This window comes from Paraburkholderia strydomiana (assembly GCF_031456815.1).
Classification (GTDB): Bacteria; Pseudomonadota; Gammaproteobacteria; order Burkholderiales; family Burkholderiaceae; genus Paraburkholderia; species Paraburkholderia caledonica.
On record NZ_JAVDVL010000015.1, the window covers coordinates 109056 to 125656 of the forward strand.

The window sequence follows — 16601 nt, forward strand, 5'->3', positions numbered from 1 at the left end:
GCCACTTGCGGGTGGCGCGGACAGGCGGCACGCGCGCCGCTAACGCTCCGTGGAACCGGAGTGTTTGTAGAACCCGCTCATCAATTCGATGAGCGTGTCGCGGTTCTCGCCGCTCGCGCGGTTGAGCGCGTGGGTCGGACCGTGGATCAGTTTGTTGGTGAGCGCTTGCGAGAGCGCTTCGAGCACAGCGGCCGGATCGTCGCCCCGCGCGAGCATTTTCTGCGCACGTTCGACTTCGGCCCGGCGCAGCACGTCGGCTTGCGTATGCATATGACGAATCACCGGCACGATGCTGCGCGCTTCGAGCCACTGCATGAAGTTCTGCACGCGCGTTTCGATGATCGCTTCGGCCTGCGCAACGGCGGCCTGCCGCGACGCATTGCCTTCGCGGACGATCGCGCCGAGGTCGTCGACGGTATAGAGGAACACGTCTTCGAGCTGGCCGACTTCCGGTTCGATGTCACGCGGAACAGCCAGATCGACCATGAAAATTGGCCGATGGCGACGCGCTTTCACTGCGCGCTCCACTGCGCCGAGACCGATGATCGGCAACGTGGAAGCCGTGCACGACACGATGATATCGAACTCGTGCATGCGAGTCGGCAGATCGGACAACGGAATGGCGCGTCCGTTGAAGCGCTCGGCGAGTCGCGTGCCGCGCTCAGCCGTGCGGTTGGCGACCACGAGTTCGCGCGGTTGCTGTGCGGCAAAGTGCGTGGCGCACAACTCGATCATTTCGCCGGCGCCGATAAACAGCACGCGCTGATTCGACACCTTGTCGAAAATGCGCTGAGCCAGCCGGACCGCGGCGGCGGCCATGGAAACGGATTGCGCGCCGATCTCGGTCGTGCTCCGCACTTCCTTCGCGACGGCGAACGTGCGCTGAAACAACTGGTTCAGATACGTGCCCAGCGCGCCGGCTTCAGATGCCGTGCGAACGGCGTCCTTCATTTGTCCGACGATTTGCGTCTCACCCAACACCATGGAATCCAGGCCCGAGGCGACCCGAAACGCGTGGCGCACGGCTTCGGACTGCGGCAACGCGTAGACGTGCGGCGCGAGTTCCTCGATGGGCAGGTTGTGATAACGGGACAGCCACTGGATCGCGGCTTCACGCACGGCCTGGTCGTCGGTCGCGCAGTAGAGTTCGGTGCGATTGCAGGTGGACAGAATCGCCGCTTCAGGCGCGGTGCGGGCCGCGGCTCCCAGCCAGACGCTTTTGAAAGTGTCCAATGCGGGCTTGATCTGTTCGAGCGGAAACGCCACGCGTTCGCGCAAGGCGACAGGCGCAGTGTGATGATTGATTCCGATCGTTAGAAGCTGCATTCTGGGGAGCTATGGTTTAGCTCGATATTATAGCGTTTTCACGATTCTTACATTGTGACGCCCGCTCAGCCGGGCGCGGCGACTCCTTCCGGCGGGAATGCGTCCAGTTGATAGCCATAGCCGTAGAGCGGCGTTAGCGAATAGCCCAACTCCGGGCGCAGCTCCAGCTTTGACCTCACGCGCGACGCATGGGTGTCGACGGTGCGCGACTTTACGTCGCGGCGGCGCGCCCACACGGTTTCGAGGATGTGCGCGCGCGACACGGGCCGCGACAGATTGGAGAACAGCAGCAGCGCGAAGCGGAATTCCTTCGGCGTCAGCGTGACCGTGCGGTGACGGAATGTCACAGCGAAGTTTCCGGTGTCGAACGCATAGCCGCGGATTACGTCGTGCCGGCGATTGGGCGGCCGGCGCAGTCCCGCGCGCCGCAGCAGCGCGTCTACTCGCGCGAGCATCTCGGGGCCGCGAACCGGTTTGGTCACGCAGTCATCGGCGCCCGCATGGAGCACGGCGACGATCTGGCTTTCGCGCGGCTCCGTCATCAACACGATAACCGGCAGGCTCGGCAGGATCGCGCGGGCGTGCGCGATGACGTCTTCGGCTGAGTGATCGCCGGCCCAGTTTTCGGTGATCAGCAGATCGAAGAACTGATCTGCGGCCTGTGCAAGGAAGGGGACGCTGGTAGTGAAGTGCTGACACACGTGGCCGCCGGCGAAAACAAGCCGGGTGACCAGTTTGGCGTGACTTGTATCCGGCTCGATAAGGGCAATTCGCATGGGCGCGTTGAGCTCGACGACGGCCGGGAACCAGGCTTTTCCGTAAGGCCTATAGCTTGCCTAACGTCACCCCGACCCCTAAACTCAACCGCTGTGCGGAAAGCGCCGTGCTGATTTTTTTGAGAAAGAGACAAAAATGCTAGCTGTCGTCGAGCCTCGCGCCCATAAGACAAATCCGAAACTGCGCGAGACCGGCCGTTAATGGGCTGGCCCGGAATCGTCGTGTTGGGGGCAGCAATCGGTATCGCGGGGTGGTGGTTGCATCCGCTGCGCCGCTTGAACCGCTCTAGCCGCGCCCGCTTGTGGGTGGCGGTGCTTGCCGGAATAGTGGGCGCGAGCGTCGCGCGCATGGCCGGCAATGTGATTGGCCTTTTCCATGACGGTGAGACGCTCGAATGGCCTGTTTGCACGGCCATCGCCATGATCGCCGTTGCCGTGACGGTCGGCTCGCTTTCCCGTCGATGAATATTTGCAGGTGACTTCCATGAATGCCCGACTTCCCCATACCTCTCCCATCCCCGAACGGCTCGCCACGTTGCGCAGCGCGATGGCACGCGAAGGCGTCGCCGCTTACCTCGTGCCGTCGGCGGATCCGCACTTGTCCGAATATTTGCCAGGGCGTTGGCAGGGGCGGGAATGGCTTTCCGGGTTCACCGGCTCGGCGGGCACGCTCGTCGTCACTGCGGACTTTGCAGGCGTCTGGACGGACAGCCGCTATTGGGAGCAGGCCAACGCGCAACTCGCGGGCACCGGCGTTCAGCTTATGAAAATGACCGGCGGCCAGCAAACCGCGCCGCATTTCGATTGGCTCGCCCAGAATGTTGCGCCCGGTAGCGCGGTCGGCGTGGACGGCGCGGTGCTCGGCGTAGCGGCCGCGCGGGCCCTGACTCAGGCGCTCACGGCGCGCGGCGTAAAGCTGCGCACCGACGTCGATCTGTTCGACGCGATCTGGCCGCAGCGTCCGACGCTGCCGGTTGCCGCAGTCTTCGAGCACGCGGCGCCGCATGCAAGTGTCGCGCGTTCGGAAAAGCTGGCGCAGGTCCGTCGGGCAATGGTGGAGAAGGGCGCGCAATGGCACTTCATTTCCACGCTCGACGACCTCGCGTGGCTGCTGAATCTGCGCGGCGCCGACGTCAGCTATAACCCGGTCTTCGTGGCGCACGCGCTGATCGGCGAAAACCGCGCGTCGCTGTTTATTGCCGACGGCAAGGTGCCGCAGGCGCTCGCCGAGGCTCTTGCGCGCGACGGCGTCAGCGTCGAGCCATATGCGAAAGCCGCGGAGGCGCTCTCTGCGCTGCCCGCCGGCACGACGCTGCTCATCGACCCGCGCCGCATTACATACGGCTCGCTGCAATCGGTGCCGTCGACGGTAAAGGTAGTCGAGGCAGTCAATCCGTCCACGTTCTTCAAGTCGCGCAAGACCGAGGCAGAGGCCAGGCACGTGCGCGAGACCATGGAGCAGGACGGCGCCGCACTCGCGGAATTCTTCGCGTGGTTCGAAGGCGCACTGGGCCGCGAGACGATCACCGAACTCACGATCGACGAACGTCTGACGGCGGCGCGCGCGCGTCGTCCCGGCTTCGTGTCGCTGAGCTTTGCGACCATTGCGGGCTTCAACGCCAACGGCGCAATGCCGCACTATCGCGCCACCAACGAATCGCATGCGGTGATCGAAGGCAACGGCCTGTTGCTGGTCGACTCCGGCGCACAGTACTTGAGCGGCACGACGGACATCACACGCGTCGTACCGGTCGGCATCGTCAGCGACGAACAGCGTCGCGATTTCACGATCGTGCTGAAAGGAACCATGGCATTGTCGCGCGCCAGGTTCCCGCGCGGCATCCGTTCGCCGATGCTCGACGCAATCGCTCGCGCGCCGATCTGGGAAGCCGGCGCCGATTACGGGCACGGCACCGGTCATGGCGTCGGCTATTTCCTGAACGTGCACGAAGGCCCGCAGGTGATTTCGCACTACGCGCCTGCCGAATCGTGGACGGCAATGGAAGAAGGCATGATCACCTCGGTCGAACCGGGCATCTACCGGCCGGGCAAGTGGGGCGTGCGCATCGAGAACCTCGTGCTGAACGTACCCGCTGGCGAGACGGAATTCGGCGACTTCCTGAAGTTCGAGACGCTAACGCTTTGCCCGATCGACACGCGTTGCCTCGACCTGTCGCTGCTGCGCGACGACGAGCGAGCGTGGCTGAACGACTATCACGAGACGGTGCGCGCGCGTCTGTCGCCGCATGTTTCGGGCGACGCCAAGGCATGGCTCGAGTTGCGTACCCAGCCGGTGTGAGCGCCACAACTGCAACCGCAACCGCAACCGCAACCGCATAGCTAACGGAGAGCGCATGGCCATCAAGGCAGTCGTGTTCGATTTCGGCGGCGTGCTGATCGACTGGAGTCCCGAATATCTTTACAGGCAACTGATTCCCGACGAAGCCGAGCGACGCTGGTTCCTGACCCACGTCTGCTCGATGGATTGGGTGATTCGTCAGGACGGCGGCCAGCCGATCGTCGAGGCGACGGAAGAACTCGTCGCCCGCTTTCCCGATCACGAAGCGCTGATCCGCGCGTTCTATGAGCGCTGGCACGAGATGGTGGCCGGCGTGCTGGAAGACGGCGTGGCGATCATGGAAAAGCTCGAAGCCGCGGAAGTCCCGCTTTTCGGTCTGACGAACTGGTCGGCTGAGACGTTTCCGTATGCATGGGAGCACTATCCGGTGCTGCGGCGCTTTCGGGACATTGTCGTCTCCGGTCGCGTGGGGCTGGTGAAACCCGATCCGGCGATTTTTGCGGCAATGCGCGAGCGGATCGACGCGCAACTACCAGGCGTCGAGCCGGGCGAACTAGTGTTTATCGACGACAACCCGAAGAACGCCGCAGCCGCCACCGCACTCGGCTGGCATGGCGTGCATCACACGAACGCCGCCCAAACAGAAGCGAAGCTGCGGGAACTGGGTTTGCCGGTCTGACCAGGCGAGTGTCGCTGGCGCTTCGCGCAGTACGCGACATGTGTAGCCCGTTTTTGCCGCCGTGAGCGCGTGGGTGCCAGTCTCACCCTCGCGCTTACAGTAACGCGCTTCTTATTGCACGAAGGCTACTGCCCGAGCAAATTCTTCAAAGCATTACCCAAGCCCTTCACGGTTTCTCCCGCGCCTTTTGCCACGCCTTCCACACTGACGCCCAGCGCTTTCGCGAATCCGGCGGCGATGCGAGTCGTCAAACCTTCCTGCACTGAGAATTTCGGATCGCGCAAGTTACCGTCCAGCACGAAGTGGAGCGTGATGTCGCCGTTGCGAGCCTTCAGTGCGGCGACGGCGGCTTTCGTCGGAATCGACATGAAGGTGTCGAGCGGACTGCCGGTGTCCGTGAGTTGCAACTGGTGAACCGTGATCGTGCCCGGCGCATGCAACTGATAGTTGCGCACCGACGACTCGACGCTCAAATCGACCGTGCCGCCCGTCACTCGCGCCTCGGCCCCGGCTTTCTTGACGAGATAAGGATCGAGCATCACGACGTCGACGCCGCGCAGTGTGCTCGTCGTTTGCGAGTCCTTGCTGGCGATCTTGATCCATCCGCCGAATGTGACCGTGCCCGTGTGCGACGGCCCTTTGATCGAGCCGCTGACACTGACGTTGGTGGGCTCGGTGAGGGCCGGCAGATGAACGTTGTCGACCGTCGCGTTCGCGTTGCTTACCGTCACCTTGTAGGCGGGCGGACCGACGGTCATGTCGTAGAAGTGGAACCGCCCTTGCTCCAGGCTGATGTGATCGACCTGTTTTTCGCGCGGCGTTGCGCCCGCGGCGGTACCGCTCGCGTCGTCGTTCGCGCTCGTGACCGACTGTCGCAAATTCGGAAGCAGCCGGATCGTACCGGTTTGAGTACGCAGCACCGCCATATCGAAACCGCGCACGACGACGCTGCGGACATGCATGCGCCGCGCGAGCAGGTCGCGAATATCCGGCGTGATAGTGATTTCGTCGGCTCTCAATGGATCGCCGGCCGGCCAGCCTGGCGGCGCCTTCAACAGCACGTTGGTGAGATGAACCGAGGTCAGGCCGACGTCGATGCTTTGCGCGCTGCCCAGTGGACCGAGCGCCGCCACCACGCGTTCTTTCACTTCACGCTGCGCGTACTGCAGCACACCGAGCGCAATGACGACGAGCACGACCAGCACGCTGCCCACGGCAACGATCCAGCGTTTGCCCTTCGACATTGCCATGCTGTGCTCCTCGGTGCCGTGTGCGCGGCGTGGCTGTAACGGATGCGCGCGTCGTGGACGCGTGGCGCGAAACGACATATAGCACGGCCAGGTAAGCAATGGCTGTGCCCTGTCGGCACGTCGCCGACATGTGGCGTGTGCGGCTGCTATAGAGCCGATGTTTGCAGTCAGGGGAATTAAAGTGCTGCCGACGCAAGCCGCGTTAAAGGCGACCCGCATGAAGCGACCTGCAAGAAGCGACCCGCCCGTCTCCCGACGGGCAGGCCGCAGCTACTTTTACGCGGCGAGTCTTAGCGCGTAATCGGCTTGTAACGCAGACGTTTCGGACGCGCGGCTTCTTCGCCAAGGCGTGCACGCTTGTCCGCTTCGTACTCCTGGTAATTGCCGTCGAAGAACGTAACTTGCGAATCGCCTTCGAACGCGAGAATGTGCGTGGCGATGCGGTCGAGGAACCAGCGATCGTGCGAGATCACCATCACCGAGCCGGCGAATTCCAGCAATGCGTCTTCGAGCGCGCGCAACGTTTCCACGTCGAGGTCGTTCGACGGTTCGTCGAGCAGCAACACGTTGCCGCCCGCGATCAGCGTCTTCGCAAGATGCAAACGGCCGCGCTCGCCGCCCGACAGATTGCCGACGATCTTCTGCTGATCGCCGCCCTTGAAGTTGAAACGGCCGATGTACGCGCGCGACGGCGTTTCATACTTGCCGACCGTCAGCACGTCCGCGCCGCCGGAGATTTCTTCGAACACCGTCTTCGAAGGGTCCAGTGCGTCACGGCTTTGATCGACGTAAGCGAGCTTCACGGTCGGGCCCTTCACGATCTCGCCCGAATCGGGTTCTTCGCGGCCGGTGAGCATGCGGAACAGCGTGGACTTACCCGCGCCATTCGGACCGATGATGCCCACGATCGCGCCCGCCGGAATCTTGAAGCTGACGTTATCGAGCAACAAACGGTCGCCATACGACTTGCTGACGTTCTTGAATTCGATCACTTCATTGCCGAGGCGGTCGCCAACCGGAATGAAGATTTCCTGCGTTTCGTTACGCTTCTGATAGTCCTGGCTGTTGAGTTCCTCGAAACGGGCGATACGCGCTTTCGACTTTGCCTGACGGCCCTTCGGGTTCTGCCGCACCCACTCCAGTTCCTTCTTGATCGCCTTCTGACGCGCCGATTCCGACGACTCTTCCTGCTTCAGGCGTTCCTCTTTCTGATCGAGCCAACTGCTGTAGTTGCCCTTCCACGGAATACCGTGGCCGCGGTCGAGTTCGAGAATCCACTCGGCCGCGTTATCCAGGAAGTAGCGATCGTGCGTGACCGCGACGACGGTGCCGGGAAAACGCGTGAGGAACTGTTCGAGCCAGTCGACCGATTCGGCGTCGAGGTGGTTGGTCGGCTCATCCAGCAACAGCATGTCGGGCTTTTCGAGCAGCAGCTTGCACAGTGCGACGCGGCGCTTTTCGCCGCCCGACAGGTGCTCGATTTTCGCGTCCCACGCCGGCAGGCGCAGCGCGTCGGCGGCGATTTCGATCTGCTGTTCGGCGCTGCCGCCGTCGGTTGTCGCGAGAATCGCTTCGTACTTTGCCTGCTCGGCAGCGAGCGCGTCGAAGTCGGCGTCGGGCTCCGCGTAGGCCGCGTAGATTTCATCGAGCTTCTTCTGCGCGTTGAACACGTCGCCGAGACCTTCCTCAACGGTTTCGCGCACCGTCTTGTTCGGATCGAGCTGAGGTTCCTGCGGCAGATAGCCGATGTTCAGGTTCGGCATTGGCGTGGCTTCGCCTTCGATGTCCTTGTCCACACCGGCCATGATGCGGATCAGCGTCGACTTGCCCGAGCCGTTCAGGCCGAGCAGGCCGATCTTCGCGCCGGGAAAAAAGGACAGCGAGATGTCTTTCAGGATTTGACGCTTGGGCGGCACGATCTTGCCGACCCGATTCATGGTGAAGACGTATTGGGCCATTTGCTTGCGAGACGTTGGCGACGCCGGCCGCAAGGGGGCGGGCAGTCGCGGGTGGAAAGGTAACCGGTGCCACGGCGTGTTACGGCGACGTCATGGCCGGGCGGGGCGCCCGGCGTTGGCCGGCGCGGTGTCGAGCGCGGTGTCCAGCGCAGTGTTCTGCTCACCGACGGCCGCGCGCGGGCCGTGTGCAGATGGCATTGTACTTCGGCATGAGCGCGCGGCGGCGGTGAGGCATGCGCGGTTGCGGGTTGCTGCGAGGCTGTAGGCGGTCTATAGCCAGCTGGCTACGCCGCCGTGTCTCGAGCATGTGCCGCTGTGATGTCGGCTGAAACTGTAGCTGCCGTCGCGGCAGCGCGCCGTCGCGCCTTCAGGCGCCTTGCCTGACAGCGACTTGGCCGGCGCATGGACCGTGTTGCCGTCGCGATTGGTGTAGGTGTTGTGATTGCTGAGGTCGGCTTCTCCGGGCGTCGTACCCGGCGCGACATACGCGAAAGCCGGCGACATGCCGACCAGCAGAGCCGCCACGACTGCAACGCCGCAGCGAGCGGCTTTCAAGCCAGTGCATTGCATGGTATTTATGGATTGTTGTTGTGGCCGCGTCTGTCAGTTCACCCGCCGCCCGCTTGCCGGATCGAAGAAATGCAAGTGCCGGGCGGGCAGCGCGACCTGCAGCGCTTCGCCGGCCGCCGGCCGGTGCGCGTGCGGCAATCGCACTGTCACGTCGTGCTTACCCCACCGTCCGTGCGCGAGATTGTCCGCGCCGAGCAACTCACATGAATCGACGGTGAGCGTTGTATGCGGCGCATCGGCCTGCCCCGGACTCATGTGTTCGGGACGAATGCCGAGCGTCCACTCGCGTCCTTTGGCGAGTTCGCGGCCAATCGACGCGACGCCGGCGAGCGGCAGCTGCGGACCGTTGCCCGCCACGTCGAAAGTCGAACCGTCGTCGGACACGCGGCCTTCCAGCAGATTCATGCCAGGCGAACCGATGAAGCCGGCGACGAACACGGTTGCGGGCCGCTCGTAGACTTCGGTTGGCGCGCCGATCTGTTCGGCGTGACCCTTGTTCATCACGATCACACGTTGCGCCAGCGTCATTGCTTCGATCTGATCGTGCGTCACGTAGAGGCTCGTGGTCGCTAGCCGAGCATGCAGCCGCTGGATTTCGAGCCGCATTTGCACGCGCAGACGCGCATCGAGATTGGACAGCGGTTCGTCGAACAGGAACACGGCGGGTTCGCGCACGATCGCGCGTCCCATTGCCACGCGCTGACGCTGTCCGCCCGACAGCTCGCGTGGCTTGCGCTGCAGCAGCGGTTCGAGTTCAAGAATCTGCGCGGCGGCGTTCACGCGTTGCGCGATCTGCGCCCGATCGACGCCCGCGATCTTCAGCGCGTAGCCCATGTTTTCCGCCACGCTCATATGCGGATAAAGCGCGTAGTTCTGAAACACCATCGCGATGTTGCGGTCTTTCGGCTCCAGCTCGTTGACCACTTTGCCGGCGATCGAGATGGTGCCTTCGGAGATCCGCTCGAGCCCGGCGACCATCCGCAGCAATGTGGATTTGCCGCAACCCGACGGCCCGACCATTACGACGAACTCGCCGTCGTTCACGTCGACGTCGATGCCGTGCAACACAAACTGTTTGCCGTCGTAGGTTTTTTTAACGCCTTGCAGTGTCAGTGCAGCCATGCGGTTTTAGCCCTTCGTTTCGTGTCGTTTATCTGTTGCCTGTGCGGCGTCAGTGCATTGATGCGTTGATGCGCTGGCGAGGCGCTTTCATTTTTCCGCATCGACGAGTCCGCGCACGAACCAGCGTTGCATGGTCAGCACGACGGCGAGCGGCGGCAGCATGGCGAGCAGCGTGGCCGTCATCACCAGATGCCATTCCGTCGCGGTGTCGCCCGACGCGATCATGCTCTTGATGCCGACCACGGCCGTCGTCAGCGACTGCTGGCTCGTAATCAGAATCGGCCACAAATATTGATTCCAGCCGTAAATGAACGTGATCACGAACAGCGCCGCCATGTTGGTTTTGGACAGCGGCAGCACGACGTCCCAGAAGAAGCGCATGGCGCCCGCACCGTCGATGCGCGCGGCTTCCATCAACTCATCGGGCAAGGTCATGAAGAACTGACGGAAGAGAAACGTGGCAGTGGCCGAGGCGATCAGCGGCAACGTCAAGCCGCTATAGGTATTGCTGAGGTGCATCGACGAGACGACTTGCACGGTCGGAAAAATGCGGACTTCGACCGGCAGCATCAACGTGATGAAGATCAGCCAGAAAGACAGGTTGCGAAACGGAAAGCGGAAAAACACAATCGCGAAAGCGGAGATCATCGACACGGCGATCTTGCCGATAGCGATGGCAAGCGCCATGACGAGGCTGTTGAACAGCATGCGGCCGAAGGGCGCCGCCGCGTTCCCGCTGCCGTGCGCCCAGACCGTCGTGACGTTTTCGAAGAGATGCGAACTCGGCACCAGCGAGAGCGGCACGGTGAACACTTCGCGCTCGCTCATGGTCGCCGCGCAGAACGCGACGTACACCGGAAACACCACCAACGCGACGCCGAGTATCAGCACCGCGTGGCAGAAGAGGTCGAAACCGCGGCGGTTTTCGATCATGAGTATTGAACCCTGCGTTCGATAAAGCGGAATTGCACGACCGTCAACGCGACGACGATCACCATCAGAACCACCGACTGCGCGCCGGAGCTGCCGATGTCGAGTCCCTGGAAGCCTTCCGCGAAAATCTTGTAGATCAGCGTGCGCGTCGATTGCGCGGGACCGCCGCCGGTCGCGGCGTCGATCACGGGGAACGTGTCGAAAAATGCGTAGGTGATGTTGATGACCAGCAGGAAGAAGCTGGTCGGCGACAACAGCGGCAGTGCGATGCCGAAGAAGCGCCGCACGGGACCGGCGCCGTCGATGGCCGCAGCTTCGATCAACGAGCGCGGAATCGCCTGCAAGCCCGCATAGAAGAAGAGGAAGTTGTAGCTGACCTGCTTCCACACCGACGCTAGCACGACGAGAAACATCGCCTGTCCCGCATTGAGCGCGTGATTCCACACGATGCCGTACTTTGCGAGCGCGAATGTGACGAGGCCGATACTCGGGTTGAACAGAAACGACCACAACACGGCCGCAATCGCCGGCGCGACTGCATACGGCCAGATCAGCAGCGTCTGATAAGCCTTCGCGCCGCGCGTGACGCGGTCGGCGCAGACGGCCAGCAGCAGCGAAATGACGAGGCCGGAGACGGTGACGAGCGCACAGAAAATCAGCGTCGTGTTGAACGATGACAGGTAGAGCGGATCGGCGAACAGTTGGCGGAAGTTGGCGAGTCCGACAAATTCGCTCGATGTGCCAAATGCGTCCTGGCTTTGCGTGGATTGCCACAGCGCTTCGCCTGCGGGCCACAGAAAAAACAGCGCGGTGATCGCCAGTTGCGGTGCGACGAGCAGGTAGGGCAGCAGACTGGTGCCGAAGCGGGAGCGCTTTTCCATCGAAGATTCCCAAGGGTTGCTGCAAGCGGGTTTCGACGCGATTGCGCCGAAACCCTGCCGACTGGCTTTATGCTTTTATTGCGCCGGGTTGCGGTTGTTCGCCGCTATTGCTGCATGAACCGCATGGTCTACACGAGCTGCGCAGACCGATACTGCGCTTAACTGCCGGCTTTTTCGAAGCGCCGCAGCAACTCGTCGCCACGCGAAACCGCTGAGTCGAGCGCCTGTTGCGGCGTTTTCTTTTCAGCCCACACCTGTTCGAGCTCTTCGTCGATGATCGTGCGGATCTGCGGCATGTTGCCCAAACGCAGACCCTTCGTGTACGGCAGGGGCGGCTTGTTGAGCATCTGCTTGATGGCCGTGTCGCTGCCCGGGTTCTTCTCGTAGAAGCCCTGTTGTTGCGTCAACTGATAAGCGGCGGTCGTGACCGGCAGATATCCCGTGTCCTGATGCCACTTGGCGGCAACCGGCGCCGACGACAGATACGACAGGAATTTCGCCACGCCCTTGTAGACAGCCGGGTCTTTGCCCGCCAACACCCACAAGCTCGCACCGCCGATTATCGCGTTCTGCGGCGCGCCCTTCACGTTTGCGTCGTAAGGCATCATGCCGGTGCCGAAGTTGAACTTCGCGTACTTCTTGATGGTGGCAAGCGAGCCTGACGAGTTCGTGATGATCCCGCAATCGCCGCTGTAGAACTTCGAGACGGGTTCGTCCTTGCGGCCAACGTAGGTGAACGAGCCTTCCTTCTGCATGTTCTGCAGGAACTGGATGTGCGCGACCTGCAGCGGCTTGTTGAATTCGAGTTGCGCGTCGGCGCCGTCAAATCCGTTGTTCTTCGACGCAAACGGCGCACCATGCCACGCGCTGTAGTTCTCCAACTGGATCCAGCTTTGCCAGCCCGATGAATAACCGCACGCCATGCCGGAGGCTTTGAGCTTCTGCGCGTCGACCTGCAATTCGGCCCATGTCTTCGGCGGCTGGTTCGGATCGAGGCCGGCTTTCTTGAACGCGTCCTTGTTGTAGTAGAGAACCGGCGTCGAGCTGTTGAACGGCATCGAGATCAACTGGCCGCTTCTGGCGTCGCTGTAATAGCTTGCGATGGTTGGCACGAACGCTTTCTCGTCGAGCGGCACGCCGGCTTGCTTGAACACTTCCGATACGGGAATGACAGCCTTCTTCGCCTGCATCATGGTCGCGGTGCCGACTTCGTAGACTTGCAGGACGGCTGGCGCGTTGCCGCTGCGGTAAGCGGCGATGCCGGCGGCAAGCGTCTGGTCGTAAGTGCCCTTGAACACCGGCACGATCTTGTAATCGGATTGCGACGCATTGAACGCGTTGGCGATATCGTTCAGACGTTCGCCCAGAGCGGCTTCCATTGCGTGCCAGAACTGGATTTCGGTGGCGGCCTGGGCCGTCTGGCTGGTGGCCATAATGCCCGCGCCCAGCACGGCGGCAACGGAAAGCGAACGGAACAGCGGCTTCAAACTCATCGATTAGTCTCCTGTGTCGATGGGAGTTAGCGCTTCAGCGCTTACTCCCATCCCATGCAACGCGGTCGATGGGAGTTAGCGCTTGAGCGCTTACTCCCATCCCATGCAACGCGGTCGATGGGAGTTAGCGCTTGAGCGCTTACTCCCATCCCATGCAAAGCGGTCGATAGGAGTTAGCGCTTGAGCGCTTACTCCCGTCCCATGCAACGCGGTCGATAGGAAGGAGTTAGCGCTAAAGCGCCACCTCCCGTCTCAGCAAAGCAGATGCGGAAAGGGCGCAATTGCGAATCGCGCGATTCTATTTGTGTTCGATGACAGTCCGGCGTCGCTTTTACTGTGGCGCCGAATGCCGCAATTTAACATCGCATGTCATGAAATTGAAACATTTGCGGTTGGATCAAATACTCGGCAGGTTGGGATGAGCCGGGGGTGACACCTGCACCCGCGCACAATCCCGGCGCGCTCAAGATCGATCGCACAGCATTGCCAGCCACTTCCAAAACCCGCAAAAAAACACAAAGCCCGCGCGAAGCGGGCTTTGACAGATGTGATACAGGCGGGAGCCGCGCGCAGCGACGCGGCCAAGTATCAGCTGTTAGGCGCTCGAGGAAAGCGCCGGGCGTTACACGTTGAACAGGAAGTTCATCACGTCGCCGTCGTGCACGACATATTCCTTGCCTTCGGCGCGCATCTTGCCGGCTTCTTTCGCGCCTTGCTCGCCTTTATAGGCGATGTAGTCGTTGAAAGAGATGGTCTGCGCGCGAATAAAGCCGCGCTCGAAATCCGTGTGGATCGCGCCCGCAGCTTGCGGCGCCGTGTCGCCCACATGAATGGTCCATGCGCGTACTTCCTTCACGCCGGCCGTGAAGTAAGTTTGCAGGCCCAGCAGCTTGAAGCCGGCGCGAATCACGCGGTTCAGGCCCGGCTCTTCCATGCCCATGTCGGCGAGGAACACTTCCATATCGGCTTCGTCGAGGTCGGCAATTTCCGCTTCGATTGCCGCGCAGACAGCGACCACCGGCGCGTTTTCCGACGCCGCGAACTTCGTCACCGCGTCCAGATGCGGATTATTTGTGAAGCCGTCTTCCTTCACGTTCGCAACGTACATGGTCGGCTTTGCCGTGATCAGGCAGAACGGCTTGAGCGTGGCCTTTTCTTCGTCCGACAGATCGAGCGCCCGGACCGGTCTGGCCTGATCCAGTTGCGCACGCACCTTTTCCAGCACTGCGGCGTTCTTGATGGCTTCCTTGTCGTTGCCCGATTTGGCGGCCTTCGAATAACGCGCGAGCGCTTTTTCGACCGTTGCGAGGTCCGCGAGCGCCAGTTCGGTGTTGATGACCTCGATGTCCGACAGCGGATCGATCTTGTTGGCCACGTGAATCACGTTTTCGTCTTCGAAGCAGCGGACAACGTGTGTGATCGCATCGGTTTCGCGGATGTTCGCGAGGAACTGGTTGCCGAGGCCTTCGCCCTTGCTCGCGCCCGCCACCAGACCGGCGATGTCCACGAATTCGACGACGGCCGGCAGAATGCGCTCCGGTTTGACGATTTCGGCGAGCGCCTTCAGGCGCGCGTCCGGCACTTCGACAATGCCGACGTTCGGCTCGATCGTGCAGAACGGGTAATTTTCGGCGGCGATGCCCGCCTTGGTCAGCGCGTTGAACAGAGTGGACTTGCCGACGTTAGGCAAGCCGACGATGCCGCATTTGAGGCTCATGGAAATCCTTCAGTAATTCAGTAAATTGCGTGATGCGCTCGACGCTGTGTGCAGGATTCGGGAAGCCTTCGCGTTTGGCGGCAAAGGGAACGCAGCGGAGCGGGACGCGACGCCAGAGCGGGTGTTGCCTCGACGATTCTGGGCGAGTTCTGTCACGGAAAACGCAATTGTAACCCGTTCCAATCAGCTTCTTGACGTGGCTTCAGAAAGCTGCGCGCCCGATCCGTCCCTCGCAACCCCGCAGCTATAATGCGCGGATGAACGCACACCATCAGACTTTCGATGCCGCCGTGATCGGCGGTGGGCTGGTCGGCAAGACCGCGGCGCTTGCGCTCACGCAAGGCGGATTGCGCGTCGCGCTGCTCGCGCAGCCCTGCGCGCCGCTCGCCGCCGGCGCTTCGTTCGACTCGCGGGTGTATGCGTTGTCGTCGAGTTCGCAGGCGCTGCTCGAGCGCTTGCGCGTCTGGCAGGCGCTCGACTTGTCGCGGCTTGGCCCCGTCTACGACATGCGCGTCTACGGCGACGCCCACGCCGAACTGCATTTCTCCGCGTTTCAGGCTTCCGTGCCGCAACTGGCGTGGATCGTCGAGTCGTCGGTGATCGAGCGCGCGCTCGATGCGGCGCTGCGCTTCCAGCCAAACCTCACGTGGATCGACAGCCGCGCGCAAGCGCTCGATTTCACCGCCGACAGTGCGAGCGTCGGTCTCGCGAACGGCAGCGTGCTCGCGGCGGATCTGCTCGTCGGCGCAGACGGCGCGCATTCATGGGTGCGCGCGCAGATCGGCTCGAAGATGAACCGGCGCGACTACCGGCAGACCGGCGTCGTCGCGAACTTCAGGGCCGAGAAACCGCACGGCGAGACCGCTTACCAATGGTTCAAGGATGGCGAGATCATCGCGCTGCTGCCGATGCCTGACGGTCACGTTTCGCTCGTGTGGTCGGCGCGCACGGAGCACGCCGAGCGGCTGATCGCGCTCGATCCGGCACAGCTCGCAGCAGAAGTGGAACGCGTGACGGGCGGCCAGCTTGGCGGCCTCGACTGCGTGACTCCGGCACAGGGCTTTCCGCTCGCGCTGCAAACTGTAGACCGCCTTGTGGCGCCGCGCGTCGCGCTGGTCGGCGACGCCGCGCATCTGATCCATCCGCTCGCCGGGCAGGGCATGAACCTCGGTTTGCGCGACGTCGCTGCGCTTGCCGATGTCGTCGCGGGCAAGGAGTCGTTTCGCGATCTCGGCGACATGGTCCTGCTGCGGCGCTACGAACGCGCGCGCCGCGAAGACATTCGCGCGCTGATGATCGCCACCGACGGTCTGCAAAAACTGTTTTCCGTCCCCGGCCCGCTGGCCAAGATCGTGCGCAATAGCGGCATGGCTTTCGTCGGTGCGCAGCCGTTCATCAAGCGCTGGCTCGTGTCGGCCGCGCTCGGCTGAAAGGCGGGCCGCATTACGGCTTTTACCCGACTGTAACCCGGCTCTAACCCGGCGCGGCATGCCGAACCGGTGAGACAGGTATCATGAACGCACAGTTGCTGCGGCCTTCCCAAGCAAAGGAGGGCAACGGCATGAACGCACAACGCGCGCAGCGCGCGATTGAATCA

14 protein-coding genes are annotated in these 16601 nt (G+C 62.5%); 4 read left to right on the plus strand and 10 right to left on the minus strand.

The window, feature by feature from the left end:
- Window positions 1–39: 39 nt before the first annotated feature.
- Both hemA and J2W46_RS29545 read right to left on the minus strand, forming a co-directional pair.
- Complete coding sequence (gene hemA / locus J2W46_RS29540; protein ID WP_310358645.1) at window positions 40–1326, minus strand: glutamyl-tRNA reductase; 1287 nt, start codon at window positions 1324–1326, stop codon at window positions 40–42.
- Between the two features lie 65 nt (window positions 1327–1391).
- Window positions 1392–2102 carry a response regulator transcription factor gene (locus J2W46_RS29545; protein ID WP_020070679.1) on the minus strand — a complete coding sequence of 237 codons (711 nt, stop codon included), beginning with the start codon at window positions 2100–2102 and terminating at the stop codon, window positions 1392–1394.
- Between the two features lie 201 nt (window positions 2103–2303).
- Here J2W46_RS29545 and J2W46_RS29550 point away from each other — a divergent pair, with 201 nt between their 5' ends.
- From J2W46_RS29550 to J2W46_RS29560, 3 genes are read left to right on the plus strand one after another with little or no spacing between them, the layout of a single operon-like run.
- Window positions 2304–2567: a hypothetical protein gene (locus J2W46_RS29550; protein WP_020070680.1), complete on the plus strand. Its 264-nt coding sequence runs from the start codon at window positions 2304–2306 to the stop codon at window positions 2565–2567.
- A 19-nt stretch (window positions 2568–2586) separates the two neighbouring features.
- Window positions 2587–4401: an aminopeptidase P family protein gene (locus J2W46_RS29555; protein ID WP_310358649.1), complete on the plus strand. Its 1815-nt coding sequence runs from the start codon at window positions 2587–2589 to the stop codon at window positions 4399–4401.
- Between the two features lie 55 nt (window positions 4402–4456).
- Window positions 4457–5080, plus strand: coding sequence for an HAD family hydrolase (locus J2W46_RS29560; RefSeq protein WP_020070682.1), 624 nt, complete (start codon window positions 4457–4459; stop codon window positions 5078–5080).
- Between the two features lie 125 nt (window positions 5081–5205).
- Here the strand turns inward: J2W46_RS29560 and J2W46_RS29565 are convergent, their stop codons facing one another.
- The 8 genes from J2W46_RS29565 to ychF all read right to left on the minus strand — a co-directional run bounded on the left by J2W46_RS29565 (window position 5206) and on the right by ychF (window position 15004).
- Window positions 5206–6330 (minus strand): DUF748 domain-containing protein, encoded by a 1125-nt coding sequence (locus J2W46_RS29565; protein ID WP_310358653.1) that lies wholly within the window; start codon window positions 6328–6330, stop codon window positions 5206–5208.
- A 290-nt stretch (window positions 6331–6620) separates the two neighbouring features.
- Window positions 6621–8288, minus strand: a complete 1668-nt coding sequence (gene ettA, locus J2W46_RS29570; protein WP_020070684.1) for an energy-dependent translational throttle protein EttA — start codon at window positions 8286–8288, stop codon at window positions 6621–6623.
- Window positions 8289–8558: 270 nt separating this feature from the next.
- Window positions 8559–8858, minus strand: a complete 300-nt coding sequence (locus tag J2W46_RS29575) for a DUF3761 domain-containing protein (protein WP_310358655.1) — start codon at window positions 8856–8858, stop codon at window positions 8559–8561.
- Window positions 8859–8891: 33 nt separating this feature from the next.
- Window positions 8892–9980, minus strand: coding sequence for a sn-glycerol-3-phosphate import ATP-binding protein UgpC (locus J2W46_RS29580; RefSeq protein ID WP_310358657.1), 1089 nt, complete (start codon window positions 9978–9980; stop codon window positions 8892–8894).
- Window positions 9981–10067: 87 nt separating this feature from the next.
- Window positions 10068–10913 carry a sn-glycerol-3-phosphate ABC transporter permease UgpE gene (gene ugpE, locus J2W46_RS29585; protein WP_088176513.1) on the minus strand — a complete coding sequence of 282 codons (846 nt, stop codon included), beginning with the start codon at window positions 10911–10913 and terminating at the stop codon, window positions 10068–10070.
- Window positions 10910–11794 carry a sn-glycerol-3-phosphate ABC transporter permease UgpA gene (gene ugpA, locus J2W46_RS29590; RefSeq protein WP_027779432.1) on the minus strand — a complete coding sequence of 295 codons (885 nt, stop codon included), beginning with the start codon at window positions 11792–11794 and terminating at the stop codon, window positions 10910–10912. Before ugpA ends, ugpE begins: the two co-directional genes overlap by 4 nt.
- A gap of 158 nt (window positions 11795–11952) precedes the next feature.
- Window positions 11953–13287 (minus strand): sn-glycerol-3-phosphate ABC transporter substrate-binding protein UgpB, encoded by a 1335-nt coding sequence (ugpB, locus tag J2W46_RS29595; protein WP_020070689.1) that lies wholly within the window; start codon window positions 13285–13287, stop codon window positions 11953–11955.
- A 622-nt stretch (window positions 13288–13909) separates the two neighbouring features.
- A complete protein-coding gene (gene ychF, locus J2W46_RS29600; protein WP_310358663.1) occupies window positions 13910–15004 on the minus strand; it encodes a redox-regulated ATPase YchF in 1095 nt (364 codons plus the stop codon).
- Between the two features lie 257 nt (window positions 15005–15261).
- Here ychF and J2W46_RS29605 point away from each other — a divergent pair, with 257 nt between their 5' ends.
- Window positions 15262–16434, plus strand: a complete 1173-nt coding sequence (locus J2W46_RS29605) for a UbiH/UbiF family hydroxylase (protein WP_310358666.1) — start codon at window positions 15262–15264, stop codon at window positions 16432–16434.
- Window positions 16435–16601 lie beyond the last annotated feature (167 nt).

Coding starts and splice junctions, on each gene's coding strand:
- hemA (WP_310358645.1), bottom strand. CDS start 1,326: ATGCAGCTTCTAACGATCGGAATCAATCATCACACTGCGCCTGTCGCC.
- J2W46_RS29545 (WP_020070679.1), bottom strand. CDS start 2,102: ATGCGAATTGCCCTTATCGAGCCGGATACAAGTCACGCCAAACTGGTC.
- J2W46_RS29550 (WP_020070680.1), top strand. CDS start 2,304: ATGGGCTGGCCCGGAATCGTCGTGTTGGGGGCAGCAATCGGTATCGCG.
- J2W46_RS29555 (WP_310358649.1), top strand. CDS start 2,587: ATGAATGCCCGACTTCCCCATACCTCTCCCATCCCCGAACGGCTCGCC.
- J2W46_RS29560 (WP_020070682.1), top strand. CDS start 4,457: ATGGCCATCAAGGCAGTCGTGTTCGATTTCGGCGGCGTGCTGATCGAC.
- J2W46_RS29565 (WP_310358653.1), bottom strand. CDS start 6,330: ATGGCAATGTCGAAGGGCAAACGCTGGATCGTTGCCGTGGGCAGCGTG.
- ettA (WP_020070684.1), bottom strand. CDS start 8,288: ATGGCCCAATACGTCTTCACCATGAATCGGGTCGGCAAGATCGTGCCG.
- J2W46_RS29575 (WP_310358655.1), bottom strand. CDS start 8,858: ATGCAATGCACTGGCTTGAAAGCCGCTCGCTGCGGCGTTGCAGTCGTG.
- J2W46_RS29580 (WP_310358657.1), bottom strand. CDS start 9,980: ATGGCTGCACTGACACTGCAAGGCGTTAAAAAAACCTACGACGGCAAA.
- ugpE (WP_088176513.1), bottom strand. CDS start 10,913: ATGATCGAAAACCGCCGCGGTTTCGACCTCTTCTGCCACGCGGTGCTG.
- ugpA (WP_027779432.1), bottom strand. CDS start 11,794: ATGGAAAAGCGCTCCCGCTTCGGCACCAGTCTGCTGCCCTACCTGCTC.
- ugpB (WP_020070689.1), bottom strand. CDS start 13,287: ATGAGTTTGAAGCCGCTGTTCCGTTCGCTTTCCGTTGCCGCCGTGCTG.
- ychF (WP_310358663.1), bottom strand. CDS start 15,004: ATGAGCCTCAAATGCGGCATCGTCGGCTTGCCTAACGTCGGCAAGTCC.
- J2W46_RS29605 (WP_310358666.1), top strand. CDS start 15,262: ATGAACGCACACCATCAGACTTTCGATGCCGCCGTGATCGGCGGTGGG.